This window comes from Hufsiella arboris, assembly GCF_009834875.1.
Lineage (GTDB): Bacteria > Bacteroidota > Bacteroidia > Sphingobacteriales > Sphingobacteriaceae > Hufsiella_A > Hufsiella_A arboris.
This window is the reverse complement of record NZ_WVHT01000002.1, coordinates 68,827-95,246: the sequence shown is the minus strand read 5'-3', so window position 1 is coordinate 95,246 and position 26,420 is coordinate 68,827. Positions and strand designations below refer to the sequence as shown.

Below are 26,420 nucleotides of genomic sequence, written 5' to 3'. Positions count from 1 at the left end.
ATCAGGGAGTAACGATCCGGAATGTAAGATTAATCCGTGGCCGCATTGGTTTTGTTGATTTAGCTATACGGTGTTCCCACTGCTCCTGCAATCCGGACTTCATCAGTAAGTAAGATCCGTGTTCCAGCCGTATCGAATACTTCTCACTGTGATCTGCCTTGCTGCGAATATCAAAGCTGCGTACCTGCCCGAAACTTACAGATGCAATTACCGGTCGCTTGCCCAACAAATGTTCTTTATCGCTATGCCATGCAACGGAATCGCTGCCGTCACGATAATAATTAAGTAGTACACTGTTAAATTGTATTCCGGCCATTAACTCTACACGCTCACGGATCATTTGCAGCTCCTTTGTCCAGGGTAGCGGATCCGAAATTTTTCCCGATTCCGAATAATTGGTACCCAGCTCGCCAAACCATGCGGTAAGCCTCGGCGTTATCACTTCTTTATCGTATAATTTCTGCACACGCTGCTGCCAGGGAACGGTTTTAATGAATTTCTTCAAAAAAACATCACTTTCTTCAATGCTGAATAATCCAGCCCGGTAATCGAACAGTTCTTTCGGAATTCCCTTACTTTGTCCCGCTTCGGGGAAAAAACATAATTGCTCCATCTCTCTCCTATTAATTCAAAACTGATACCGGATCAAGTCCGGTATGACGACTACCGTCATCCTGAACTCGATTCAGTATCTACATGCGGATACAGGATCAAGTCCGGCAGGACGACTACACGCCCGGATCAAGTCCGGTATAACGGCATCGTTAAAATTTATTTTCAAAGATATAAAAATACTAAAATTTTTAGTATTATTTTTGTAGACCGAATCACCTAAACAGATGCTCATGACTTCAATCGCCAGAAAAAAAGAATTAGTCAGCCGGCTGCAAACGGATATTTTGCGCTGGCAGGGATTCAAGCTACCATCTGCTCAAACACAAGCGATTGGCTTAGGTGCGGTTGAAAAAGCTTTTCCAAACGGCGTTTTCCCAACAGGAACAGTTCATGAATTTGTGTGCGGAACTCCTGAGCAGGCAGCAGCATCGGGTGGCTTTTTAGGCGGCATATTAGCCTCCTTAATGCAAAATAACGGCGCTTGCCTGTGGATCAGCACTTCAAGAACTATTTTCCCTCCCGCCCTTAAAATATTTGGCATTGAGCCGGATAAAGTCATTTTTATCGATCTGCGCAGGGAGCGGGATGTTCTTTGGGTGACAGAAGAAGCACTTAAATGCGAAGGCCTCGCTGCCGTAATTGCAGAACTTCGCGAAATTGATTTTGCACAATCGCGACGCTTACAGCTGGCGGTTGAAAAAAGTAAAGTGACTGGTTTTGTGATACGTACCGATCCCCAAAAACTTACTGCCACAACCTGTGTTGCCCGCTGGCAAATCACATCCCTGCCAAGTCAGTTAGAAAATGGAATGCCCGGTGTAGGTTACCCCAGGTGGAATGTAGAATTAACAAAAGTTCGTAACGGGAATCCCGGTAACTGGAAAATGGAATGGTCTCCGGAAGGCTTTATTCCGGTCAAAGAACCGGTTGCCATTAAAGTGCCTATCGTAAGGAAACTGAAAGCAGTATAATTACCATGTCAAAACGTTATTGCGCCATATGGTTTCGTCATTTGACAACAGACTGGATAACTCTCCGGCAGCCTGACCTTAAAAGCACACCTTTTATTTTTGTCATGCCCGAACATAACCGGATGATGGTTGCTGCAGCCAGCCCACCGGCTCAATTGCAGGGAGTATTTGCAGGAATGGCCGCTGCCGATGCCAAAGCTTTCGTTCCAGGGCTGAAAGTTTTTGACAACCGGCCGCAGCTTGCCGCCAAACTGCTGAAGGCACTGGGTTTATGGTGCATCCGGTATACACCCATTGTTTCCATTGATCATCCCGACGGCCTCATGCTTGATATTAGTGGCTGTGCGCATCTCTGGGGCGGTGAACGAGCGTATCTTAAAGAAATTGTTAATCGACTGAGAAGTAAAGGCTATGATGCCCGGGCAGCTATCGCTGACACAATTGGCACTGCCTGGGCCGTTTCCCGTTTCGGAAAGTTGACTCCCATCATCAAAAGCGGCGATGAAGTGAATGCGTTGCTTTCTTTACCCGCCGCATCCCTGCGGTTGGAACCTGCTATTATTCAGCGGCTGCAGAAACTGGGTTTACATAAAATAAGCAGTTTTATCAATATGCCACGATCTGTTTTACGCAGGCGGTTTGGCGATAATTTAGTGCTGCGATTGAGCCAGGCTTTAGGCCAGGAACCGGAATTTATTCAGCCTTTACAGCCCGTTGAACCTTATGAGGAACGCCTGCCCTGCCTCGAGCCAATCCGGACAGCGTCAGGAATTGAATTTGCCATACATCGACTGCTCGAAATGTTGTGTAAACGACTTTCGGAAGAAGGCAAGGGATTAAGAACAGCAATTTTAAAATGCTACCGGGTAGATGGAAAAATTATACAGGCAGAGATCGGCACCAACCGCCCGACCTGTACGATACGGCACATCTTCAAACTATTCGAACTGAAAATACCTCAGCTTGAACCAGCCTTGGGAATCGAGTTATTTGTGTTAACAGCACCAAAAGTTGAGGACGCAGATATTGTTCAGGAAGTTTTGTGGGCCGGCAATCCCGGATTGGAAGATACGGCACTGGCAGAATTGCTTGATCGTATTTCCGGAAAAGTTGGCTCGGATACTATTCACCGGTATTTGCCAGCAGAACATTATTGGCCGGAACGATCTTTTAAAATTGCTTCTACGGTTGCGGAAAAGTCCACCATTAACTGGCGTACCAACAAGCCACGTCCGGTTCAGCTCCTGCCAAGGCCCGAACCAGTTGATGTAACAGCTCCGATACCAGATTATCCACCGATGGTGTTTCGCTATAAAAACGAGGTTCATCATATAAAAAAAGCTGATGGCCCGGAACGGATTGAACGTGAATGGTGGCTGGATAAAGGCGAGCACCGTGATTACTACTATGTAGAAGATGAACAGGGCCGGCGCTACTGGCTGTTTCGTTCGGGACATTATTCGGACGAAACATCCCGGTGGTTCATTCATGGATTTTTTGCGTGATAAGAGATGAAATACAGTGAGCTACAGGTAACCAGTAATTTCAGTTTTTTGCGGGGCGGATCACATCCCGAAGAACTGGTGGAACAAGCGGCAGCTCTTGGATATACCTCGATTGCGATCACCGACCGAAACAGTGTGGCCGGTGTGGTTCGTGCTCATCAGGCGGCAAAATCCGTGGGTATAAATTTTATTCCTGCCTGCCGGCTTGACTTACTGGACGGCCCAAGCCTGCTGGCTTACCCTACTGACATTACAGCCTGGGGAAGATTATGTGCTTTATTAAGCAAAGGGAATCTACGCACCGAAAAAGGTAAATGCGATTTATATAAAAATGATGTCTTTGACCATGCGGAAGATATAAAATTCATCGTTATACCGCCGGAATCGTTAAATGAATATTTTGATTTTGATGACTCATTTAAACAGGATTTACAAGAATACCGCCAGGTTTTAGGAAGTAATCTATATATCGCTGCCAGCCGCTCGTACAATGGAAATGACGCAAAACGGCTTTACAGGATTGCCTCATTCAATATTCCAATGGCAGCTACTAACGATGTTCATTATCACGAACCTCTCCGCCGCGAATTGCAGGATATCGTTACCTGTGTCCGCGAAAAATGTACTATCAGCAAGGTTGGCTTTAAGCTACATGCTAACGCCGAACGCTATCTGAAATCAATCGATGAGATGGAGCGCCTGTTTCTTCAATATCCTGAAGCTATTGAGAATACGCAAGAAATCGCAGAAGCCTGCCGGTTTTCATTGGATACATTAAAATACCTTGAACCGGAATGGGTTAGCCCCGATGGACGGACGGCGGATGAACACCTTGCAGAGCTTACCTGGGAAGGTGCTAAAAAGTTGATTGGCGAAGAAATTACCGAAAAGATTAACGAGCAGATTGATTTTGAGCTTGCCTTTTTTGCAGGACGTAAACTGGCGCCCTATTTTTTGCGTATCTACGAATACACCAGCAAAGCCAGAGAACTCGGCATCTTATACCAGGGCCGTGGCTCGGCGGCTAACTGCACCGTTTGTTTTTGCCTGGGTATTACGCCGGTCAATCCTACTAAATCGAGACTACTTTTCTCGCGATTCATGTCTGATGCCCGTGATGAATGGCCCGACGTAGACGTCGATTTCGAACATGAACGCCGTGAAGAGATTATCCAGTGGATCTATAAAACCTACGGCCGGGAACATGCAGGCATTGTTGCTACTGTAACTCAGGAAAGGCATAAAGGCGCGATACGGGATGTAGGAAAAGCGATGGGATTATCAGAGGATACGATCAAGCGCTTAGCCGGTGCCATCTGGGATTTTTCAGAAGAAGCATTCGATCGACAACGTATTATCGAACAGGGTTTAAATCCGGACGATCCGCATTTGCATAAAGTTTTGGAGCTAACTGAACAACTAATGGGCTTTCCACGGCAGCTTGGACAGCATACCGGCGGCTTTGTAATCACGCAATGCAAGCTTTCTGATATATGCCCGGTGATGAACGCCCGGATGGAGGATCGCACACAGCTCGAATGGAACAAGGACGACCTGGAAGCACTCGGAATTTTGAAAGTGGATGTGCTGGCGCTGGGAATGCTCACCTGCATCCGCAAAGGCTTTGATTTAGTCAAGCAACATTATGGTCGGCCCCTCACTTTAGAAAATGTTCCGCAGGACGATCCGGAAGTATATGAAATGATCTGTCATGCGGATACATTGGGTGTTTTCCAGATCGAAAGCCGGGCGCAAATGTCTATGCTTCCGCGACTCAGGCCAAGAGTGTTCTACGACCTGGTTATTGAAGTCGCCATTGTACGCCCCGGCCCTATTCAAGGTGATATGGTGCATCCTTATTTACGGCGGCGAGATAAAATTGATCCGGTAGACTATCCATCAGATGAGCTGAAAGAAATATTAGGCCGAACCTTGGGCGTGCCGCTGTTCCAGGAGCAGGCGATGGAGATTGCCATTGTAGCGGCCGGATTTACACCGGCAGAGGCGGATCAGTTGCGCCGAAGTATGGCCACTTTCAAGGCGAAAGGTTTAGTAAGCCAGTTTCAGCAAAAGCTGGTAGCGGGCATGACTGCCAAAGGATATACGGAAGATTTCGCCAAACGGATATTTAAGCAGCTGGAAGGTTTTGGAAGCTACGGTTTCCCCGAAAGTCACGCCACCAGTTTCGCCCACCTGGTTTATATTTCGAGCTGGCTGAAATATCATTATCCGGATGTATTTGCAGCGGCATTACTGAACAGTCAGCCAATGGGTTTTTACCAACCGGCACAGATCGTAATTGATGCCGAAAAGCATGGCGTGGTGATGCGGCCGGTTGACATTAATCATTCATCCTGGGATAATACCATGGAAGAAAAAGAAGGTAAATATCATACTGTACGCTTAGGCTTCCGCCAGGTTAAGGGTTTGAATGAAGCCGACATGCAGGTTTTGGTTGAAAAACGCGGATCAGGCTATAAAAGCATTGCCCAGCTCAGCGATGCCGGAGTTCCGCAGGCTGCCATTGAAAGGTTGACCGATGCGGACGCTTTTCGTTCGTTAAACCTGGACCGCCGTGAAGCATTATGGGAAGTGCCCGCGCTGAGCGATAAGCCTATTGGAATATTTACCGGGCAACCATCACAAAGCACACAGGAAATGCAGATTTCACTGCCGTTAATAACGAAGGCCGAACATGTGGTTCAGGATTATGCATTCACCGGCCTATCGCTAAAAGCTCATCCGGTAAGTTTTGTACGCGATCAACTTGAAATGCTGCGTGTAACGCCCACCGGCAATCTACCCACCTTAAAAAATGGCGATCCGGTAAAGCTAGCCGGGCTGATCACCGTACGGCAAAGGCCAGGCACAGCAAAGGGCGTTCTCTTTATAACGATTGAAGACGAAACCGGCTTCGCCAACCTGGTGGTTTGGGAGAAAGTTTTCGAGCAATACCGCAAAGAAATATTACAGGCCAGGCTGTTTATGGCAGAAGGAAAACTGCAGGTTGAAGGTGAAGTCATTCACGTGGTGGTAACACGTTGTTTCAATCTGACTAAACTATTAGCCGGCCTTACTCCTGCTGTAGACGAAGATTTACCTGTGATCAGGATGTCACGAAGTGATGAGACAACTTCACCGGGAACGATCGGTTCGAATAAAGGGCAACAGGAGGACGCTAAGATTAAGGGCGTGTTTCATAAGGGTAGGAATTTTATGTGAAGCAAATCCGCCAATGAATATATTCTTTGCGCTTTAGTGCGATCCTATGAAACACCGGCCCTGAGAATTAAACCCGGGCAAAGCGGATACCGGCCATTGCGGTTAAGGCCTTGTGAAGTATGAGCGAAGCACGGGACGAAAGTATCTATGGAACGCCAGCCCTGCTTTTCTAATAATTTAATAAAGATACTTTAAAGTACGCTTAAGCTAATATTTTAATAAAGAAGTTAACTCGATAAATTCTAATCTAATTCCATTTTGGATACAACAAAAAGGGATCCTGGCTACTTTATAAATTGTATGCCCGCCTAACTTTGTATCGTTAATTAAAACACTTATGGAAAGTATTAAAAAAGTAAAGTTAGGAAGCCAGGGTTTGGTAATACCCAATATCGGGTTGGGATGCATGGGAATGACCCAGATTGCCGGCGCTGATATTTACGGAAAGGCTGATGAAACTGAGTCTATTGCCACGATTCATCGCTCGCTTGAGCTGGGTGGTAATTTCCTGGACACTGCCGATCTGTACGGCCCTTTGCAAAATGAACAGTTGATTGCGAAAGCGATTAAAGGCAATCGAGATAAATACATCATCGCCAGTAAATTTGGTTTTGAGATTGACGATAACGAACAGCTTACCTGGAACATCAACGGTAAGAAAGATTACGTAAAGAAAGCAATACAACGTTCGCTTAAAAACCTTGGAACCGATCATATTGATTTATATTACTTGCATCGCCTTGATCCCAATACTCCTATTGAGGAAACGGTAGAAGCGATGTCACAACTGATTAAAGAAGGCAAAATCAGTTATATCGGACTTTCTGAAGTTTCATCTGCAACCATAAAAAAAGCTCACGAAGTTTATCCTCTCACTGCTGTCCAAACGGAGTACTCGCTGTTTGAAAGAAGTGTGGAAGAAGCCGGCATAACAAAAACCTTAAACGAACTGAACATTGGTTTCGTGGCTTATTCACCGCTTGGCCGGGGCTTCCTTTCGGGGGATATTAAAAGCCCGGATGATTTTGAGGAAAACGATTTCAGGCGCAGCATTCCACGGTTCCAGGGCGAAAACTTCAAAAAGAATATCGATCTTTTAAATGAAATAAAAAAGCTGGCCGACGAAAAAGGAATCACTCCGACACAACTGGCTATTGCCTGGACAATCTCGAAAGGCGCTGTTCCTATCCCGGGCACCAAAAGAGTAAAATATGTGGAGCAGAATATCGCCGCAGCCAGTATCGTATTAAGTTCCGAAGAGCTTGAACGGCTGGAAAACATCGTTCCGCCCGGTACGTCAACAGGAGAACGATATGATCCTAACAGTATGCAAATGATTGACCAGTAATTTGGTTTATTTATTAAAAGTAAACCCGGACCTGCTAATCTCATACAAAACATGTTTGCTGAGAATACTGTTTTTTTCAACTTTAGGGTGTTCGAATTCAGTTACGTATCTCATGCCGATTCGCTTCATTACTTTTTCTGAATTTATGTTTAACACCGAAGTAAAAGAAACAATTTTGTCGAGCCCTATAGTATTAAACCCATAATTTAAACAAGCCTTAGCAGCCTCGGTTGCGAAACCTTGTCCCCAGGCTTCTTTCTTTAACCGCCATCCGATTTCGACACAAGGAGTAAAAAATGCTTCAAACCGAGGAATAGCGAGTCCGGTAAAGCCAATAAATTTCCTTGTCTGTTTATTTTCTAAGGCGAATAGTCCAAATCCATTTTTGTCGAAATGCTCGTTGATCCGTTGCATCATTTCTGCGGTTTCAATATCCGTCAGCGTTTTTGGAAAAAACTGCATTACCGCTGGATCTTTATTCATTTTGACAAATGGCTCATTATCCGACTCAAGCCATTTTCTTAAACCAAGCCTTTCGGTCGACAGTATAAAGGGCGTCATAGTTAGCACATGTATTTGTCAAAAAACAGACGAGCCAATTTCTGCAAAAAAATAACCAACTCCTGATTTCTATTCATCTAGCAGGTAAATATACCTGTAATTACCCATCTACTTAACCAATACCAGATTCAGCGTGACAGGTATCTCACCCTCTATCATTTTATCTTTAATCGCGGCGTAAAAATCCCATGATTTAGCTTCCGGCTGGAGATTGATGTTCCACTTTAAACGGTTAATTGTGAGTTCTGCTGCAGCCTGGATGATTGTCCCTTTTTGAGTTATTTTTGACGTAAACTCAATGGGTTTTGTAATCCCTTTTATGATAAGGTCGTCCGTTACTTTATAAATATCGCCTCCGGTGCGAACAATTTGTGTGACGTTTATAGTTGCTGCCGGATATTTATCTATGTTTAAAAAACCGGGTGTCCTTAATTCGTTGTCAACCTCTTGATTGTCTGCCGCCTCAGCGTGATCGGTCGACCTGATACTGTTCATATTCATACTAAAAGAACCAGTAACCGGTTCATTCTTTTCCGAATAATTTAAGCTGCCAGAATTGAATAATAAATACCCTCGATGAGCTCCCATGGCATTACGGGTGTTCCATAAAATTTTACTTTTTTTGATGTCAAGGCGATATACTTGCTGTGAATAAGAAGAAAACTGAAGCAGAGCCAGCACCAGAACGATTACGGATTTCTTTATCATGACTTACGTGATGTTGATTTCTGCAAACGTAATTATCCCTTCAGAGCTGCTTAGGCTAAACTTTGTAAATAAAATTGTAAACTTTGTAAATTAATCACCAGGATATGAACCCTTCTCAAACAAGCGTCATTATGCGAACTAAATATTCGCTGGGGCTCATATGCCTGTTGTGCATTTCATTGTTTTGCGTGGCGTTCAGCTGGCAAAAAAATAATGATTTTGAACTGGCGAAACGTGAAATACTTTTCAGAGAAATAAGACACAAAATACTTTTACAGGCAAGAGACAGCACGTCCCGGGTTCTTCCTGTCAGGAAACTCGCTACGAACGAATACCAGATAAGGTTTGAAAATGAATTTAGCTTTCAACCAGCTTCGCTTGTTCAAATTATTGACAGCGAGTTGGCGAAAGACAATCTTTCCGATAAATACATTGTCAACGTTTTAAAATGCTCGGGCAATGACATCATTTTCGGCTATGCCATGCTTGGAAACAAAAGCGAAAACATTGTCCCCTGCGCCGGCAGGGAACAAGCCAAAAACTGTTACCTGGTCAATATAAAGTTTGAGAACGACGGAATCACCAGTTCGCAGAAAGGATATTTGATCGGCAGCTTGCCTTTACTCGCTTTTATCGGATTGATTGTTACCAGATCCGTCAAAACACGAAAAAACAAAACACATGTGGCGGAGAGTGAATTCGATGGCATCTACATCGGCAATATATTGTTCGAGCCAGGCAAGCGGCAAATTACAGCGGCCGGAATAAGAACCAGCCTTACTGTAAAAGAAAACAAACTGCTTCTGATCCTCGCAAATCCAGTTGATACCATTGTAGAACGAAACAGGCTTCAAAAAGAAATCTGGGAAGATGAAGGCGTAATTGTCGGCCGAAGCTTGGACGTGTTTATATCGAAACTGAGAAAGAAGCTGGGACCTGATTCATCTGTTCAATTAAGAAACATACATGGCATGGGCTATAAGCTGGAAACCGCTGTAAGAGTTTACGATGCAAACAGTTAAAAATATTTTTCTGTAGATGAGGCAAGTGTCAGCAGTTCAAGAACCGGCTCAGTCTCTAATTGGCCCGACCAAAGATCGGCGTCAAATTTTTTAAATGATTCGAGGGATGTAAGCATCCCATGGGCTTCCTCACTTTCCAGCTGATCAAAATGCATAAAGGTTTTGCCATCCGGTAGTAACCAGGCGCCATATTTAATTCCCGGGTTGTTTAGCTGTTTAAGTTCCGCAACGATGGCGGCAATGTTTTGCAGGTTTTTAGCAACGAAATCCTGTTTGACTGTGTATTGTACTCGTACTATTTTCATGATATTAAATTTCAGATTTTTTAGTCATCACCTGTTTTCTTAGCGTTCTTTTTTCCAATAAGCTTATTTCGCCCGGTAAATTCAGCATGCCGATACTTACTCGGAATTGGTTCTATAAGCTTTCTTTCAGGGTAATTGTCATCACGTTTGTGCAAGAAACGGAAGTTCGACTGGGTTAATCCGCCCCTCTTAGATATTTTTGAGGAAGTTTAAGCGTATCGTTTTCCCGGTCCCAGATTAACGACGCGATCAACCATTTCCCATCCTGTTTAATCAGCTGTATCGCATTTATTCCTCGTCTAACTACTTTTCCATCCTTACCTGTTATTGTCAGTTCATACGTGCTCAGCACTTGTGCGATCTTTCCAAAAACATCGGTTTTTCGTGCCAGCTCTGTTTCCGCGGATGTTTGTACCTGCCCGGATTTAACATTTCGCCGGACACTTTCAATATATTGGGACACCGTAAATACAAGCGGCTTTCTGCCGAAATTGGCAACAAGTTTGCCATCTTCTGTAAACACGTCGCTTAGCCGGTCAATCTGCCAGGAAGCCGTATCGGCAAATGATAGATAGCTCAAAAACCGGTCGATCGTTTTCCCGACATCCTGCTCCTCGCCCTGTTGTCCCACGCAAACGAAACTCAGCGAAGAAAAAAGGACAATAAACAGGTATCTTATTAATTTCATCAATTGCTGTGGTAGATTCTGCTAATAAAATTATAAAATAAGTAGCAATAGTTGAATATTAAGACTTTGCTGGCTTTTCATATCATTGATTTCAACGAATTCATTAGGCCGTTTCCCTGCGGGTCGGGCTATCCGCTCATACGGCTTCAGGCCTTAGGCGCTGGCCGGTATACGCTACTATCCCTAACGGAGGCGCTACGGGTCGTCAATTCAAAGCTTATTGCGATGGATATGCATTACCAATCCTTTAAATCATTGCCAAAACATCAATCTATCTGCAATACAAGCAATTTTCTAAACCCAATAGTTAGGCGTCTTAGTTTCTTCATTCATTGAATTTTATTGAAAAACCTAACCAAGTGCTGGCTAACGAAAAAACATACGGTGTAAAATGGACTTTTCAATGGGTTGATTTGGACAACACTAACCATTATATTTGAGTAAATTCATTTAGTATGAAGCACGTAACAATCGTTGTTCCGAAAGGAATCGCCACGAACCTAAGCAGCGTGACGGGTTCTTATGAAATACTTGTCACCGCCAATGAATATTGGCAACAGCTGGGCAACAAACCTAAAATTGATGTTCGAATAGCAGGTTTCATGTCAGAACTGCAGCTAAACCGGGGCTTTTTCTCGATCCATCCTTCAAGCATTCTGGACATTGAGAAAACCGATCTGGTGATCATTCCATCGCTGTCTTACGATCACGATAATGTGCTTAAAGAGAACAAAGAGCTGGTCGGCTGGATCAGCGAACAATATAAAAGCGGCGCGGAAATCGCAAGCATTTGTACCGGTGCGTTTTTACTGGCTGACGCCGGTATATTGGACGGAAAAACCTGTTCCACTCATTGGAACGCGGCAAGCGATTTCAGACGGTTATTTCCGAACGTTAACCTCCAAATCGATAAACTGATCACAGTTGAAAACGGTGTGTATACAAACGGAGGTGCATACTCATTTTTAAACCTGATACTTTTTTTGGTTGAAAGATATTTTGACCGGGATACCGCAATTTATTGTTCAAAAATTTTCCAGATTGATATTGAACGATCATCACAATCGCCATTTCTAGTTTTTCAAACGCAGAAAAACCATGGCGACGATTTGATCTGTAAAGCGCAAACCTATATCGAAGAAAATCTGAGTGAGAAAATTTCATTTGAGAGCCTTGCCTCAAAGCTGGCAACCAGCAGGCGCAACTTCGACCGGCGTTTTATTAAAGCTACCGGCAACACACCGGTGGAATATCTACAGCGGGTAAAAGTGGAAGTTGCAAAAAGAACCTTGGAAAAGGGCAGAAAAAGCGTTTTCGAAGTGATGAATGAAGTCGGCTATTCTGATGACAAAGCTTTTCGCGAAGTGTTCAAAAAAATAACCGGCTTGTCTCCGTTGGATTACAAGGCAAAGTATAACAGAGAAACCTCAGGTTGATTATCAGTAAATCCCAGGATCAAATAAATAATTTTGTAAAGGTCTATCTAGCTGCATCAAAACAGTTTTTTGGACCTTCGCCTTATTTAAGGAGAATTGTTTTAGCAAGCACTTCTATACGTTTGAAACGCTCTATATAGCCGTTCCATTTTTTATCGCCTGGCGGAAATTTGCTTTTAAGCTTCTCAAACATTCGGATCCATTAGACCCTTATCAGTTGTAACTAACCTCAAATATAGAAAGCTCACCGAAACCAGAATTCTCATTAGTCGGGAGTTCCCTTTCCTTCCGTCAGTAGTTTATACAAGCTTCCCTTGATGTAATAGTCCCACCCTTTGCTGCATCCGTCATAACATTCAAAACCGGGGACCAAACCATGATGAGTAAAATCGACTTGCGTTTTATTCTCGCGTTCAGAAATGTCAAAGCTGATTTTAGTATTCGTCCATTCGTCCATAGTGTCTACAAACGTAAGTTTACTGACTGTAACAAGCCAGACCACTTTTTTGTAGGGAATAAGCTCGGTTAGTTTTTGTTTTGACATGTGTATATCGTCAAATCTGACTGTAAATTCATCATTCAGATTTTGCGAATTTCCTTCCAGGTTCCTTGTCCACCATTTTGTTACGCTGTTAACACTGTTGAACACTTCCTCCGGTGAAAGATCAGCTAAAAAGCTCACTGAATAATCTTGTCTTTCCATTTTTTGGATTATGAGATTGCTATGTTTGAAGGCGGGCAACATGTAAAAACGTAAAAACGCTCGGTTAGCCTTGGTTAAGGCTCTTTTCGTATTCGGTTTGAGGTTTATTTGTCGCGTTAGGCTTGCCTTTCCCTGTAGTGATCAAGCTCTGTAAACTCTCCTGTATATAGTTAGTCCATCCTTGTCTGCATGCTTCGTAGCATTCATATTCTGGTACTAGACCGTAATGAGTGAATTTCAGCTGGGTTTTACCGTCCTTTTCGGTGATTTCAAAAACCACTTTTGTTCCTGTCCATTCCGTATCGTCTTTCGTGAAGCTGAAATAGTTTTCCAGGACAAGCCAAACGATTTTTTTGAACGGAACAACTTCTGTTAATCTCATTTTGCAGCGATGTACATCTTCATAATGATATTTAAATTCATCATTAAGATTTTTTGTATCGCCTTCAATTTCCTCCGACCACCATCCGCGAACATCGGTGATGGCTTTGAATACTTGTTCAGGACTTTGATCTACCTGAAAAGTGGTGGTAAAATCTGATGTAGTCATTTTTATTAGTTTGTTATTTTTATACCTCTATATCAAAACTACGGTGTTTTAATGGTATTGACAGGGTGCAAAGTGGACGTTCTAACTGGTTGATTTAGACATTTAAGTGCCCGTATTCCATTTCTCAACCTCGTCGAAATATTTGATCACTCTTTCTTCAACGCCGGTCCGTATTTCAACCCCTTGATCAAACAAATCTCTCCTTAACTGGCGGTAGAGAGCTATGCAATGTTTTAAACTGTCAAGCAATGATTGCCTCTGATAATTTGGAATAGTAATTTTAAGCATCTCTAAATCTTCTTCTGCCAAAGCAGTTTCTACTTTGCGAACTCCGCGGGGCAAGTTGCCGTTTTTAATATGCAGCAAGGGGCCAAAAACAACCATTCTCAGGAAGCCAAAAAAGTCATATGCTTCAAAGTACTCACCCCTTCCGATTTTGAGTAACGCATAATGGATCCAAATCCAAAAACGGTCTTCAATCCATTGGTAATCAGGATAAGGAAATTGAGCGGCTGATGAGTTTATCGCCTTCGCAAGTTGCCCGCTCTTGTCAAGAAGCAATGTTGGTGTTTCTATACGGATTTGAAATTCTTCAATCGTTAAAAATTTTATATCGACATGCAAAAGCGGATTGTCAAAAAGACATATTAACAGTCTTGGCTCGCCAACGTGTTCACCTGTAAAACCCGATAAGAAATTACCCAACCGCTTTGCATAAGCTTGCATTAAAACTTTATCGCCAGAAACCTTTTGCCTGGTGACAAGAATTAAGTCAAGATCCGAAAATTCGTCCAGTTCATTTGTTAACCAGGAACCCGCGACAGCCAAACCGACAACATCGTCGTCGTTCTCTAAAATATTTTTAGCCCTGCTTGCAAAGTCAAATTGTATCATTTATTAAAAACCCTCCCTAAGGCTAAGGCAACTGTCATCAATAATTTCATATTAGTCATTGTTTTGACTGGTTGTATGCAGCCTTGTATTCATTATCAGTAACTGGCTGCAACCATTCCACAAGTCCCTTTTCCGTATTCGGATTTACTGCGATATGCGTCATTGCATTTTCTTTCGATGCACCATGCCAATGCTCCACATTGGGTGAACATTTGACTACATCGCCCTTACGAATTACCCGGATCGGCCGTCCTCTTTCCTGGGTGTACCCTGTTCCATCAGTTATAAGCAGGATTTGTCCGGAAGGATGTCTATGCCAATTAGAGCGTGAACCCGGCTCGAAAGTCACGGTTCCAATTGTACAGTTGAACGTACTGTCATTCGAAACCAAGGGAGCAAACCAAACAGTTCCGGTAAAGTTGCTTGCAGGCGCCTTACTTCCTTTTGGAAATATGGCAGTTTGTCCAATGCTTCTTAAAGCACCAGCAATGAGGCAAAGGAATATTAGTGATATCGTTATTGCAACGTGTTTCATATCGATCTAACTACCTCCAATCAAATTATCATATATCTTTTTCAGCTGTGAATCACCAAAACCATAAATACCCTCCCTTTTGGAGAAAGCCTTAAATACAGAAGGAAAATCTTTTTCGGAGCCTTCCAACAATTCTTCGATAACTCTTTCCGGACGACCTTTCCTGCCGCCTTCTGCAAAACGGTCAATATGCGCCTGGCACACCTCTTTCAGGTACGGAAAGCAAGCAGACGGATATTTTGACAACTTCTCTAATGCAGAAAAGTCATTATACTTATAGGCGCTCCATAGTTCATTTCCCAACTGCAAATCTTTTTCGGTAAAAGCGATACGGTTGCTATAACATGTTTTTAGTTGTTCGAGACTGGCCATGCCAAAGTCAAGCCATACATCATCGCCTTTTAGATGCGAAGGATAGACAACAAACACTTGTTTATCTATGGGCAGGTCATTCAATAATGACAGAATAAACCACATATTTGCTCTGCAAAACAGATCATAACCGAACCAAAGGTTGAATTCCGAAGGACTGGGCGCCACTCTCAATTTCTCAAATTCGCCGGCAACATCTTTTAAATAATTATTGTTGACCTCCGTGTATGCCTCAGTGAGGTAGTTTGCCCTGGCGAGGTAAAAAGAATCTAATGTTTCGCCCGAAAGATCGCCTTCAATCAGGCACTCCCTTGCAACAATTATTTGACCGGGTAGTCCTGCGGCCAGAAACCTGTCAACTAATGCATCGCCGTTCAGTATTTGATAGGTCATATTATAGTTAGTGAGTTTTCACTTTAGTGATTCTTTGTTCAGGCCGACGATACAGATTGAATACCGGCCGAACATCATGTAACCGGATACAAGTTAAAAATAAGGATTTTATAATCAGCTCATTTTGTGATTGAGCTTTATTACCTGAGCCGCTAAGACAAGTAACCAGATATGATAACTCAAAAATAACAAACGCGGCGGATAGCCGATAGGAACATTTTCCCCTATTGCATTTTCTCCCAAAGGAATTACATAAAGATTTAGATGTATAATGGTTCTAATCGTTCAAACCCTTTCCGTTAAGGATCTGCGGCATATGTTTTTCAATCCTCGACTCCCTTGTTTTGGATTGTTTAGGTGTAGAAAAATGAAGCAGGTATGCTCTTTGCCGTCCGGGCGTTAATGCCCCAAAAGCAGCTTTCAGAGAGGGTATTGTATCTAACTTCTGTTGAAATTCCTCCGGAATTGCGAAGTCGGCCGTTTTTTTAAGCTCAACTTTTAAACCGGCTTTTTCTACTTCAATGGCTTCATAGATATAAGCTTTTACAATGGGAATCATCTCAACTATTTCATGGGCGCTGGTGAACCTGATCTGCCGCGCAGCTTGTACATGTTCCGTTTGCTGGATCAAAATATTTTCTGCATCATTTAGCAAGGCGCCTTTGAAAAATAAAAACGCACAGTATTCTTTAAATACGTGTATTAAAACGATGTTATTTTCCTGAAATGTATAACACGGACAGCCCCATTTCAATTCCTCCGTTAGCATGCAATCGAGAGCGATCCTCCTCATTTGCTCCAATTCTTTCTGCCACTGCTTCGCTTTAGCGAAATAAAAGTCAACTTTAGAATTCATTTCTATTGTGATCTGGTGTTTGTTATACCTTTAACAAGCCACGGAAACCCCTGGCTGCGTAATAGGATTCTGCACCATTGTGATACAAAAAAACAGTTTCGTAACGACGGTCGCAAAAAACGGCACCGCCAAGTTTTCTGATCTCAGGAGGCGTTATAACCCAGCTCGATGTCTTGGTATCAAACTTTCCAAGTTTTTGCAGCTCCCGGTATTGTTCTTCCGTCAAAACTTCAATCCCCATAAATGCCGCCATCTCGACGGCGTTATTTTCAGGCTTATACTCTTTCCGTGAATCTAATGCTTCGCGATCGTAACAAACGCTTCTGCGGCCTTTAGGGCTTTCTGCAGAACAATCAAAGAATAAGTATTCGCCGGTTTTTTTATCATAGCCGACAACGTCCGGTTCTCCGCCTGTTCTTTCCATCTCGTTAAGCGACCATAGCTTTCCGGTATCAGATGTCAGCTTTGCCGCTACGTCTTGCCAAGCAATACCCTCGTGGCGTTTCGTATTTTTTTCGAAACGGGCTTTCAATGTTTCGAGAAGCTCCTGGCTTTCCTTCAACGACAACTCTTTTTTATCACTATGCATATTGTTCATGTTTGTGGGTTATGGTTACCGAATTAACAGAACCGGTCCTCCGATCTGATGGTCGGAAATACCACGACAATACCGTTAAAATTAATAACAACGACGGCCCGAAAAGTTCTTTAGCAGCGTCATCAACGGCCAGATGAGAAAATATCGCTCCCGACATGGCAAAGAAAAAACCGGCATAAGCCCATTCCTTCAATAACGGAAATTTAGGCATAAGTACGGTTATTACTCCCAGTATTTTCCAAATACCCAATATGGTAAGAAAATAAACCGGGTAACCTAATCTGGATATCATAGCTACATCAGCCTTTAGTTTCAACAATTGCACAATCCCTGTTGACAGCATTCCTAATGCAAGCCAAAGTGTGGCAATCCAATAGATGATTTTATTTCTCTTTGTCATAACACATTATTTTAATTTACTTACCAGTTCCTGCAATCGATTATGTGCCATATTAATACCATGGGCAAATGGCAGCTGAAGCATTTGGTCGCGTTGTGCAACCGACTTGTAAACGATGTGCATAATGAGTTTACTGGTTTCATTACTAATCTTTTCAAATTCAAGAAATTCGAGCTGCACGCCAAACGGCGCATTTTCCATTTCAAAGGTTCGTGTGATTTTCCGCTCAGGAACAAACTCATGAATTACGCCGTTAGCCTGGAATACAACGTTCCCTTTCGCATCGCTTGTTTCAAACTGCCAGCCGCCGTGCTTTTTATTTTCAAGCTTCAGCACTTTTGTACCCATCCATTGCTCTACAATTTCGGGATCTGCATATGCTTTGAAAAGTAGCTCCAATGGTAAGTCAAACTCTCTTGTTATCACAAGGTCCTGTTTGCCGTCTTCGGCATTCACTTTTGTTTTTCGTTCCATAAGATTCTATTTTTTTGGTTTATAGTTTTTCATAATAGTTTCCAGTTTATTAAACCGGTCATCCCACATATTGCGAAATGGTTCAATAAAGTCGGCTACTTCTTTCATCTTTTTCGCATTAATGTGATAGTAAATTTCCCTGCCATTTTGCTGTTGTCCAAGTAATTCACACTCGGTAAGTATTTGCAAATGCTTTGATACTGTTGGCCTTGCGGTGTCAAAGTTTGAAGCTATCGCCCCTGCCGTCATCGATTGCGAGGCCACCAACATAAGTATAGCCCTTCTCGTCGGATCCGCTATAGCCTGGAATACATCCCTTCTCAAATTCATTATGTAGCTATTTGACTACAAATATATATGTAGCTATTCAACTACGCAAATTTTTCTTCTTTTTCTTTCAAATATTGGGAAGAAGTAAGCTAAAATTCAGTTCCTGGCATCGGAAAGTGGAAGCTGGCGGGTTTATTCTTTCAGTATCTCATACCATAGTTCCACCATCCCGCTTTTATAAGCTGTTACTTCTTTCAGGTGTAATGGAAACTCATGCCCGATTTGATCAAAAAACAACATTCCGTCACCCAGCATAACAGGCAGAATTGACAGCCTTATTTCATCAGCTAATTTTAACCGGATAAAATCCCGGGCAAGTAGGGCACCGCCCACAAGCCAAACGTTCTTATAACGTGGCTTAAGTTGTTCATTTATAAGCTTGTTCAGGTCACCTGAATAAGTTTCAATATTTGGCCTTTCAATTGGCAATTCCCGATGACTTATTACGATAGTTGGCACGTCCCCATAAACCCAGCCGTATGACTTTGAAAGTTCCAACGCATGCTCATATGTCCGGGAACCCATTACATAGCAGTCTATCGTTTTAAGGAATTCTTCTGCATTTGGCTCGGAAACTCCCTTTTCGTAATAATCAGATGTTTCAAACCATGAAACACTATTGTCCTTTTTGGCGATAAAGCCGTCAAGGCTCGAAACCATATGAATTGTAAGTGTAAATGCGTCTGCTGTCATTTAATACATGAGTTTTAAAATTGTTATGCATAAGAGTTACGGTATCAATCTTCGATCGCCTCAATTCCAAGTCGCTTAAGGTTCTCAAGGTGGTCCTTCATCGTTTTAAGCTGCTCCGGTGAGTGCCCCTGCCAATTCGTAATTTCCCCGGTAACCCTCAGCGGATCGCGGGAGCGGTAAGACTTTGTTGGATTGCCGGGAAACTTCTTGTCCGTCAGATTGGGATCATCTTCAATCGGACCCGTCGGCTCTACTATATAAATTCTTCCGGAGCCTTCGCCCAACGCAAGTTCGGCTCCCCAGGTAGCGGCTTCCATGGTAGCAGTGAGATAAATAAACGACGCCTTCTTCCTGGTGCCGTAATTCGAATTAAAGCCAGGTATGATCAGGTCTCCCGGCTTCAAATCGGCCCGGGTGCCATGATAGAATACCGGTGAACTCTGATCGCTCGCAGACTTTGATTGCTTATCCTCACTCCTGTTTGTATCCATTGCTCTCATACTATTGTGAATGCTCTTTGCTAGCGGCTTTGTTGTTCCCTCAATATTAAAGTGATTTTATATCAGACACTAGCTCTGGCAAACCATTTGAAAAAGTGTGTTCAGCGCCTTGTAATTTACGAACAACAGCAGTTTGAAACGCATTTTCATAAAACTCCAGGTGTTCAACAGGCACCACGGTGTCGTTCGTACTATGGTAAAGAAATACCTTGGAAATACCTTTCAGTGAAACCTGAAAATTTTCCTTAAGCTGAAATTCTTTCATATTGCTTTTCCAGTATGGCGTTGAAACCAGGAACAAGCCCAAAACTGCAACGCCTGGTTTTTCTTCGCTTAAATATTTCAACAACGTTGACCCTCCAAGTGAATGTCCGATTAAAATGACAGGCTCGTTTATTTTAGCGAATATTGACTTATACATTTCTTTAAATCTGCCGTATGTCGGAGAGTTGGGCTTTTCAATAACTGGAAAAAGCACCTGAAACCCTTCCGGCAATTTCGACTTAAGATAATTTACGAGATCATAACTTCCTTTTCCCGGTCCGTATTGCGGACCTCCACTATGCGCAAAAAACACTTTCGTTTTTTTATTTCTTTTGGTTGCCATTTTGCAAGTTCGCTTATCGTTTTACCCTGATAAGAACAACCAGCGCCTGCTGGATTCGAAATATCTAATCAAGTGATTTTTAATATCGTCAGCTGTAATTTTTTGACGGGAATTGGTTTAAAACCAACACAGATCTTTGCCCTAACTAGATCCGCACTTAAATATAGCGTCGGTTTAGCGTTATAGTTTTTCGTACCAATCTAAAATATAATCGGCTACTTCTTCCCAACCTGGTTCTCCGCATATAAAGTGACTTCTGTTCTCAAAAATCTTCAAATCAACCCGGCTGTTTTTGTCCTTGTACTTGCCTGCAATTCTTTCGGTGAGTGAATAAGGAAAGATATTGTCTTTTTCACCTCCAATAAATAATACGGGCTCGTGAGGTTTACTGAAATCAATATTAGAAAAAGAGTTCAGCACCAATTGTCTGCTCACTTTATAACTTTCGGGAACTGCAATACTATCAAACGCTTCGGCTCGTTTTTCCGCTGGCAGTGTATTGAAAAAGCATTTATCGTACCATGAACGGCTGCCCATAAAATAACTTTTGAAAGAAAAAAAGCCGAATGCCGGCAATACAGATTTCAATGTTGTAAAGGGAGGAAATACATTTTTTGGCGGCGCGCCGTCAATACTTACAGCTGCCGCTGCTTTACCCCTTTCCAACAATTTAATTGATGCCATTCCCGCCATGGAGTGTCCTATTACTAGTGGCTTTTCAGGCAAACTATCTATAAGCCTGGCAATGTTATCAACCACGTCAATAAACCCTGTTTTAGTAAGATCAGCATGGACATTCTTTCTCAGCTCGGCAGGGATGCCATCATGACCTGGATTTGCCGGCGTATAAACTGTATAGCCTTTTTGTTCATAACGAAGCTTCCATTGGACCCAGCTTGTATTGTTAACAAAATTTCCATGGATGAGGATAATGGATTTTGATTTTGACATATTAAGCAGTTTTAAGTTTGTTTAAACGGATGTTATCACTATCGGACATGACGTTCTAAACCTGCTGCAGCACGGGTCATTAGCACCCAAGTTTCAAAAACATAGTTTAAATTAATAAAAATAACAGACTTCCTATGCCGCCTCAGCCGGTATTTTGGTAATTGATGTTGTTTGTGATTTATCTTAACGCGGGATTTATTTATAGCTTTTGTCGAACGTCGTTTTATTTCTTACGCCTTTATCGATATCAATCCATCTTTGTTCGTTAAATAGTATTTTGAACGAAGGCTGCTTTTTCAATTTTGCTTTACTCAAATCCTCCCTTAGAAATAGCAGATTTAAAAAGTCTAATGCTATGCTTTTGTATTTATCTTCATTGCTTACCGAAGCGATTTTAGAAAAAATAATAGCTGCTTCAAAATTATCCGCATTGCTCATTCCACCTAAAAAAGTAGATGCAGCATTGTAAAAATCATACGTTCGCTGATACTGCCCTTTTGTGTAGTATACTTTTGCACTATCCATAAGATGCTGAACTTGTGCCTTGTACTCAGAATCTTTCTTATTTGATTGTTCAGGACTTATTTTATGATAAACAAACCCGTATGTAAGTGCATAAATTCGCAGGGTTTGTAATCCAATAACTTTCCTTATTTCATCCGTCTTATATTCTTCAAAAATAGGTCTGAAAGCAGAGGCTTCGCCACGATTAGTCCATTCTACCTGTGTTCCGTACAGTTGTTTATAATTGAGATTGCATTGAACCCTGTCATATAAGAAAGCATAGTTTTCCATATTGATTTCATTCGTTCCCTTTAACTTTTCCATAGCCTTCAGCGCCACTTGCTGAAATCGGACATCTTGATCGGCATGTTGAACAATAAGCCAGAAGTTGTTTTGACCATCCTTACCTATCTGTGATATTTTGGGCCAGCCATATTGTCGGATTATTTTTTTTGCATGGTTCACATTCCTTATATCCGATTTCATTATCTGCTCATTAATGCTTTCTCTCGCGCTATCGGTTTTTGCTTGAATCTTTTGGTATCTCAGCTTTTGATCATCGAGCGTTAAAGAATTGATTTCTTTACGCAAGGCAGGTAATTCTAAAGTACTTTCATATTGACTTTCTTTCATGAAAGCCTGTTCTGCTATTATCCTCCATTTAGCCGCGTAAGAAGTTCTTAAATAATCAAAGTATGGATCAAATGACTGCCAATCTGCTTCAGTCCATCCGGATGATAGTGCAAGATGCAGGTACTGAAAAGCTTCATTATGATTACTATCTAACGAGTACATACTCGCTGCTTTATAAGCAGTTAATGCATCAGGCTGTTGTATTTGAAAGGCCTTTTCATAGTAAGAGATAGCACTTTTGTAATCCTTCTGCAGATGGAACAAACCAGCCTTTGCTATTAAGGATTGATAAACGCTGTCTGATTGCGCATCTGAAACAGAATAAAAAAAGAGACTGCAACAAATAAGTATTATTGATCTCATCCTAACGGCGCTTAAGAAGTTTCTAATTTATACTCAAAATACTATTCAACAGACCTTTCCATTCACATAAATTATCATACCGCCCCGGAAATCATATCCGTCTTTATCAACCAGTCTTTCAGTCACAAAAACTATGAAGCAATTTAAATTTACGGCTTACGGAAAGCTACTTACAAGTCAATTATAAATTGATAGTACCCGGATTGATTCCGGTAATTCGACTAAGAGATCGAAATAGTCTTGCCATCGATTTATATCCTTTTAGCAGCTGCCAGAAACATGACCGTTGCGGTCGAATTTGCGGGGTACAACGACATCATAAACCGATACTTACAATCAGGCCAGAGGTAAACTGAAATAAAAAGTCGAGCCTTTTCCCGGCTCACTTTCCAGCCAAATGCGACCGTTATGATGTTTAATTATTTCAGCACTTAGATATAAGCCGATTCCAAAACCGGAAACATGTTTAGTATTATTATTTTCTACACGATAATATCTGTCAAAAATCTTATCCTTGTCAGAAGATTTAATGCCTATACCCTGATCTTTGATGCTGACCGTAACCTCATCGTCGCCTGATTCGCATAAGATCTCAATGGTTGTTCCTCCCATCGAATATTTTACTGCATTACTTATGAGATTGGATAACACAGAAAGGAGTTTTTCCCAATCAGCGAAAACCTGAGTGGAAGGACATGCGGTAAAATCAATCCGATGATTGTTGACGGTTGCCTTCATTTCATCAACCGTTTCGTTTACCAAGTCTACGATGTTAAACTTGGTTTTTTCAATCCGTATTTTTCCCGACTCCAGCCTGGAAATATTTAAGAACCCGTTAATCATTTCAGCCATGCGCTTAACTTGCACAGCTGCCTTTCTCATTGCACCGGAAAGGAATTCGTCTTCATTGTCTTTTAGCTTAGCATCCGCTACCTGGATAATCGCGCCAAGCGAAGTAAGCGGCGTTTTCAATTCATGACTCACCATACCGATAAAGTCGTTTTTTCGTATTTCATCCTGTTTCCGCTCGGTGATTTCGTGCAATACCCCAGTGAAGAAATCTTTACCGTCATAATGCTGCATCGTGCCAATTCCCCGCACCCATCGAATTCTTCCATCGTGGAAGCCCATTACGGGATATTCCAGATCGAACCGCTCACCTTTAATAAAAGCGGCCTCCACCATGTCAGCGACACGTTGGCGATAGTCAGGGTGTATTTGGTTGATGGCTGCCTCATACGGAACCTCTTCATGAGGCTTAAAACCAAAAAAATCTTTTAAACGAGGCGAAGGATTGAAGATACGATCAGTCGCATTAATGAAATAGGTACCTAATTCGGCTGCATCTACGGCCATACGCAAGCTTTCTTCTGCCCTTTCTACCTTTCTCCTGGCCAAGACCTTATCAGTAACGTCGATAGCTACGATCATGATTGCATAAGCCTTTCCCAGGAAGTCGATCATTGGCTCATAAACAAAATCAATGTAAACAATTTCAGGCAGCCCGTTGCGAACCAGCATGATCTCATGCTCATAGGCGCGATAGGTATTGCCTGTAGCAAGTACATTATCTGTGATCGGCTTATAAACTGCCTTAGCTTCAGGTATAACTTCCCAATAAGGCTTACTTTTTACCTCTTGCCGGGTGCGACCGATAATTTCCAGGAAGCTATCGTTCATTTCCGTCATATACATCGGGTCACCTTCTACTATACACATCCCAACTGGTGCCTGCCGTACCATGTTGCGGACATTCCGTTCGCTTGCATGCAAGCGGTCGATCGCCTCCTGCTTTTCAGCCGTGCGAAATTCCAGGTTCTTTTGCATTTGCAGCAGTTCCCGATTGCTAACCACTAAACGCTCGTTGGTTTCCTGCAGCAATTCTTCTGCGCGCTTACGTTCGGTTATATCACTTGCAGTTCCGAACCACTCGATAATGTTACCTTGCTCATTCAATAACGGAATTGCGCGCGAATACGTCCAACCTATAGTGTCATCAGCCCGTGAGACGCGGTGTTCAAGCTCAAATATTTTTTTATCCTTAATCGCTTCATCAATAGCAGCTCTAACCCTTACACGTTCTTGCTGAGGAATATTGATATTAAACCAGTCGGTTGTTGGCTGATGAGCATCTTTTAAAAAGCCACGGCCGTCCAGTTCCCGCATTATTGTCCAATCCGCATTCAGGCTATATACAACATCCGAAGTTGCTGTAACAAGAGCCATAAAACGCTCCTCACTGGCAGCGGTCATCAGTGCTTTAACACCAGGATTATCGTTTGATTGAGTCATAAAAAAACGAAAATTATAAAAAAAAGCTGAATTGTTATTTTATAGTCTTAATCAGCGACCTGCCCAATACGGCCGAATCAGGTCATTTTATCAATATTCAATTATCTGTAACAATCTGAATACTAGATTAACAAGGTGATCTGTATTCCTATAAATCTTAAAACAGGTGTACAGATTGGTATCATACTTTTTGAAAAATTTTGAAATATGTTAGTTTCAATGGGAAGGTTACAAAACACAAAACCCCGAAAATCGTCTGATTTACAGGGTTTTGATTCTTTTGATATCGCTATCTGTCGCCCTGCCTGTACAAATTTCGAACTTATTCTTAATGGATTTAAAGCGGCTCGCAAGCATTGCGGTTTAATAACCCGTGCTTGCAGCCGCTTTTCTATTGCATAACCCAATAAAGAAATAAGTATATGGAAAAGCTCACATGCAGCGGGGCAAAGCAGATTGATCTGGTCGATTATCTCGCCTCGTTAGGGCATCAGCCCCAAAAGTAACCAATCAGGATTACTGGTATCTCTCGCCATTAAGAGAGGAGAAAACACCTTCTTTTAAGGTAAACCGTAAACTAAACATGTGGTATGACCATGCTACAGGTAAAGGCGGCAACTTGATAGACTTCGGTACGCAGTATTTCAAATGTAGCGTTGCCGATTTATTGCGACGGTTATCAGGACGGGCAGTGCCTACTTTTTCTTTTCACCCGCAACAGCAAACAAGCCAGTCGCACAATATCCAAAATCTCTCTGCTGGTGAAAAGAAAGAAAACCCTGAAAGTAAAATCGTCATTTTGGGGAGCCGGGTACTGGCGGATAAATCATTACTGGACTACCTGCAAAAACGGAACATACCGCAGGACATTGCGAGCCGGTTCTGCCGGGAGGTGGACTTTCTTTTGTACGGCAAAAAGCAAACGGTCATCGGTTTTCAGAACAACGCCGGAGGTTATGAGCTAAGAAGCCAAAACTTCAAGGGCAGCAGTTCGCCAAAGGACACCACTTTTATAGATAACGGAAGTAAGTTATTAGATGTATTTGAAGGCTTTTTCAACTACCTGTCCTACCGGACTATGATCCATAAAGCGGGAGAACCCCTGACAAATTTTCTGGTGCTCAATTCCCTTTCCTTCTTTGAAAAGTCACGCAACATGATGGAAAATCATGAGCAGGTAAACCTTTATCTGGACAGGGACAAGGCAGGCATTAATTGCACTCAGGAAGCCTTAAAGTGGAACCAGTATCTGTACAAAGACCAGAGCCATTTATACAGCAATCATAAGGACTTAAACGATTGGTTTGTGAAAAAGCAGCCGGACATAAAGCAAAGTCAGAAGATTGGAAGGTCTTTTTGACGTTTTGGGTAGCCAGCTATGTTTTGGTAAA

28 protein-coding genes and 1 pseudogene are annotated in these 26,420 nt (G+C 42.4%); 8 read left to right on the top strand and 21 right to left on the bottom strand.

Annotated features, from left to right (window positions below; translation table 11 throughout):
- Position 1 precedes the first annotated feature (1 nt).
- The gene (locus GS399_RS04110) at positions 2–613 is read right to left on the bottom strand and encodes an alpha-ketoglutarate-dependent dioxygenase AlkB family protein (RefSeq protein ID WP_160843327.1); all 612 of its coding nucleotides are present in this window, start codon (positions 611–613) and stop codon (positions 2–4) included.
- A 232-nt stretch (positions 614–845) separates the two neighbouring features.
- Here GS399_RS04110 and GS399_RS04105 point away from each other — a divergent pair, with 232 nt between their 5' ends.
- The 4 genes from GS399_RS04105 to GS399_RS04090 all read left to right on the top strand — a co-directional run bounded on the left by GS399_RS04105 (position 846) and on the right by GS399_RS04090 (position 7,661).
- Complete coding sequence (locus tag GS399_RS04105; protein ID WP_237487867.1) at positions 846–1,586, top strand: ImuA family protein; 741 nt, start codon at positions 846–848, stop codon at positions 1,584–1,586.
- A 5-nt stretch (positions 1,587–1,591) separates the two neighbouring features.
- Positions 1,592–3,091 carry a Y-family DNA polymerase gene (locus tag GS399_RS04100; RefSeq protein ID WP_160843325.1) on the top strand — a complete coding sequence of 500 codons (1,500 nt, stop codon included), beginning with the start codon at positions 1,592–1,594 and terminating at the stop codon, positions 3,089–3,091.
- Positions 3,092–3,097: 6 nt separating this feature from the next.
- Positions 3,098–6,313: an error-prone DNA polymerase gene (locus GS399_RS04095; RefSeq protein WP_160843324.1), complete on the top strand. Its 3,216-nt coding sequence runs from the start codon at positions 3,098–3,100 to the stop codon at positions 6,311–6,313.
- 337 nt (positions 6,314–6,650) lie between these two features.
- Positions 6,651–7,661: an aldo/keto reductase gene (locus GS399_RS04090; RefSeq protein WP_160843323.1), complete on the top strand. Its 1,011-nt coding sequence runs from the start codon at positions 6,651–6,653 to the stop codon at positions 7,659–7,661.
- Between the two features lie 6 nt (positions 7,662–7,667).
- On the opposite strand, the gene GS399_RS04085 is transcribed toward GS399_RS04090, so the two are convergent.
- Positions 7,668–8,222 carry a GNAT family N-acetyltransferase gene (locus GS399_RS04085; RefSeq protein ID WP_160843322.1) on the bottom strand — a complete coding sequence of 185 codons (555 nt, stop codon included), beginning with the start codon at positions 8,220–8,222 and terminating at the stop codon, positions 7,668–7,670.
- Positions 8,223–8,330: 108 nt separating this feature from the next.
- Positions 8,331–8,930, bottom strand: coding sequence for a YceI family protein (locus tag GS399_RS04080; RefSeq protein ID WP_160843321.1), 600 nt, complete (start codon positions 8,928–8,930; stop codon positions 8,331–8,333).
- Between the two features lie 131 nt (positions 8,931–9,061).
- On the opposite strand from GS399_RS04080, the gene GS399_RS04075 reads away from it, so the two are divergent.
- Entirely contained in the window at positions 9,062–9,952 is an 891-nt protein-coding gene (locus GS399_RS04075) for a winged helix-turn-helix domain-containing protein (RefSeq protein WP_160843320.1), read from the top strand.
- Here the strand turns inward: GS399_RS04075 and GS399_RS04070 are convergent.
- Together GS399_RS04070 and GS399_RS04065 are read right to left on the bottom strand one after the other, a co-directional pair.
- Positions 9,949–10,257, bottom strand: coding sequence for a hypothetical protein (locus GS399_RS04070; RefSeq protein WP_160843319.1), 309 nt, complete (start codon positions 10,255–10,257; stop codon positions 9,949–9,951). The genes GS399_RS04075 and GS399_RS04070 overlap by 4 nt on opposite strands.
- Positions 10,258–10,432: 175 nt before the next feature.
- Positions 10,433–10,945 carry a nuclear transport factor 2 family protein gene (locus tag GS399_RS04065; RefSeq protein ID WP_160843318.1) on the bottom strand — a complete coding sequence of 171 codons (513 nt, stop codon included), beginning with the start codon at positions 10,943–10,945 and terminating at the stop codon, positions 10,433–10,435.
- Between the two features lie 455 nt (positions 10,946–11,400).
- On the opposite strand from GS399_RS04065, the gene GS399_RS04060 reads away from it, so the two are divergent.
- Positions 11,401–12,381 carry a GlxA family transcriptional regulator gene (locus tag GS399_RS04060; RefSeq protein WP_160843317.1) on the top strand — a complete coding sequence of 327 codons (981 nt, stop codon included), beginning with the start codon at positions 11,401–11,403 and terminating at the stop codon, positions 12,379–12,381.
- Positions 12,382–12,646: 265 nt separating this feature from the next.
- On the opposite strand, the gene GS399_RS04055 is transcribed toward GS399_RS04060, so the two are convergent.
- From GS399_RS04055 to GS399_RS03980, 16 genes are all read right to left on the bottom strand, one after another.
- Positions 12,647–13,084, bottom strand: coding sequence for an SRPBCC family protein (locus GS399_RS04055; protein WP_160843316.1), 438 nt, complete (start codon positions 13,082–13,084; stop codon positions 12,647–12,649).
- 64 nt (positions 13,085–13,148) lie between these two features.
- On the bottom strand, positions 13,149–13,634 hold the full coding sequence (locus GS399_RS04050) for an SRPBCC family protein (RefSeq protein ID WP_160843315.1): 486 nt from the start codon (positions 13,632–13,634) through the stop codon (positions 13,149–13,151).
- 102 nt (positions 13,635–13,736) lie between these two features.
- Positions 13,737–14,528, bottom strand: coding sequence for a nucleotidyltransferase domain-containing protein (locus GS399_RS04045; protein ID WP_160843314.1), 792 nt, complete (start codon positions 14,526–14,528; stop codon positions 13,737–13,739).
- A gap of 55 nt (positions 14,529–14,583) precedes the next feature.
- Complete coding sequence (locus tag GS399_RS04040) at positions 14,584–15,063, bottom strand: (R)-mandelonitrile lyase (protein WP_160843313.1); 480 nt, start codon at positions 15,061–15,063, stop codon at positions 14,584–14,586.
- A gap of 6 nt (positions 15,064–15,069) precedes the next feature.
- Positions 15,070–15,828, bottom strand: coding sequence for a DUF1835 domain-containing protein (locus GS399_RS04035; protein WP_160843312.1), 759 nt, complete (start codon positions 15,826–15,828; stop codon positions 15,070–15,072).
- 277 nt (positions 15,829–16,105) lie between these two features.
- Positions 16,106–16,684: a YdeI/OmpD-associated family protein gene (locus GS399_RS04030; protein WP_160843311.1), complete on the bottom strand. Its 579-nt coding sequence runs from the start codon at positions 16,682–16,684 to the stop codon at positions 16,106–16,108.
- Positions 16,685–16,706: 22 nt separating this feature from the next.
- Positions 16,707–17,273, bottom strand: a complete 567-nt coding sequence (locus GS399_RS04025; RefSeq protein WP_160843873.1) for a DUF4256 domain-containing protein — start codon at positions 17,271–17,273, stop codon at positions 16,707–16,709.
- Positions 17,266–17,682, bottom strand: coding sequence for a DoxX family protein (locus tag GS399_RS04020; protein ID WP_160843310.1), 417 nt, complete (start codon positions 17,680–17,682; stop codon positions 17,266–17,268). Before GS399_RS04020 ends, GS399_RS04025 begins: the two co-directional genes overlap by 8 nt.
- 6 nt (positions 17,683–17,688) lie before the next feature.
- Entirely contained in the window at positions 17,689–18,156 is a 468-nt protein-coding gene (locus GS399_RS04015; RefSeq protein ID WP_160843309.1) for an SRPBCC domain-containing protein, read from the bottom strand.
- 6 nt (positions 18,157–18,162) lie between these two features.
- Positions 18,163–18,486 carry an ArsR/SmtB family transcription factor gene (locus GS399_RS04010; RefSeq protein ID WP_160843308.1) on the bottom strand — a complete coding sequence of 108 codons (324 nt, stop codon included), beginning with the start codon at positions 18,484–18,486 and terminating at the stop codon, positions 18,163–18,165.
- Positions 18,487–18,618: 132 nt separating this feature from the next.
- Entirely contained in the window at positions 18,619–19,179 is a 561-nt protein-coding gene (locus tag GS399_RS04005; RefSeq protein WP_202409374.1) for a dihydrofolate reductase family protein, read from the bottom strand.
- 44 nt (positions 19,180–19,223) lie between these two features.
- The gene (gene arr / locus GS399_RS04000; RefSeq protein WP_160843871.1) at positions 19,224–19,670 is read right to left on the bottom strand and encodes an NAD(+)--rifampin ADP-ribosyltransferase; all 447 of its coding nucleotides are present in this window, start codon (positions 19,668–19,670) and stop codon (positions 19,224–19,226) included.
- A gap of 55 nt (positions 19,671–19,725) precedes the next feature.
- Positions 19,726–20,286, bottom strand: a complete 561-nt coding sequence (locus GS399_RS03995) for an alpha/beta hydrolase (protein ID WP_160843307.1) — start codon at positions 20,284–20,286, stop codon at positions 19,726–19,728.
- Between the two features lie 180 nt (positions 20,287–20,466).
- On the bottom strand, positions 20,467–21,237 hold the full coding sequence (locus GS399_RS03990) for an alpha/beta hydrolase (RefSeq protein WP_160843306.1): 771 nt from the start codon (positions 21,235–21,237) through the stop codon (positions 20,467–20,469).
- 195 nt (positions 21,238–21,432) lie between these two features.
- The gene (locus GS399_RS03985; protein WP_160843305.1) at positions 21,433–22,737 is read right to left on the bottom strand and encodes a DUF6624 domain-containing protein; all 1,305 of its coding nucleotides are present in this window, start codon (positions 22,735–22,737) and stop codon (positions 21,433–21,435) included.
- A 336-nt stretch (positions 22,738–23,073) separates the two neighbouring features.
- Positions 23,074–25,029, bottom strand: a complete 1,956-nt coding sequence (locus GS399_RS03980; RefSeq protein ID WP_160843304.1) for a PAS domain-containing sensor histidine kinase — start codon at positions 25,027–25,029, stop codon at positions 23,074–23,076.
- 565 nt (positions 25,030–25,594) lie between these two features.
- Here GS399_RS03980 and GS399_RS21180 point away from each other — a divergent pair.
- Together GS399_RS21180 and GS399_RS20930 are read left to right on the top strand one after the other, a co-directional pair.
- Positions 25,595–25,660 (top strand): annotated as a pseudogene (locus GS399_RS21180) (hypothetical protein); the annotation flags it as partial.
- A gap of 60 nt (positions 25,661–25,720) precedes the next feature.
- Entirely contained in the window at positions 25,721–26,389 is a 669-nt protein-coding gene (locus tag GS399_RS20930) for a DUF8464 domain-containing protein (RefSeq protein ID WP_369410104.1), read from the top strand.
- Positions 26,390–26,420 lie beyond the last annotated feature (31 nt).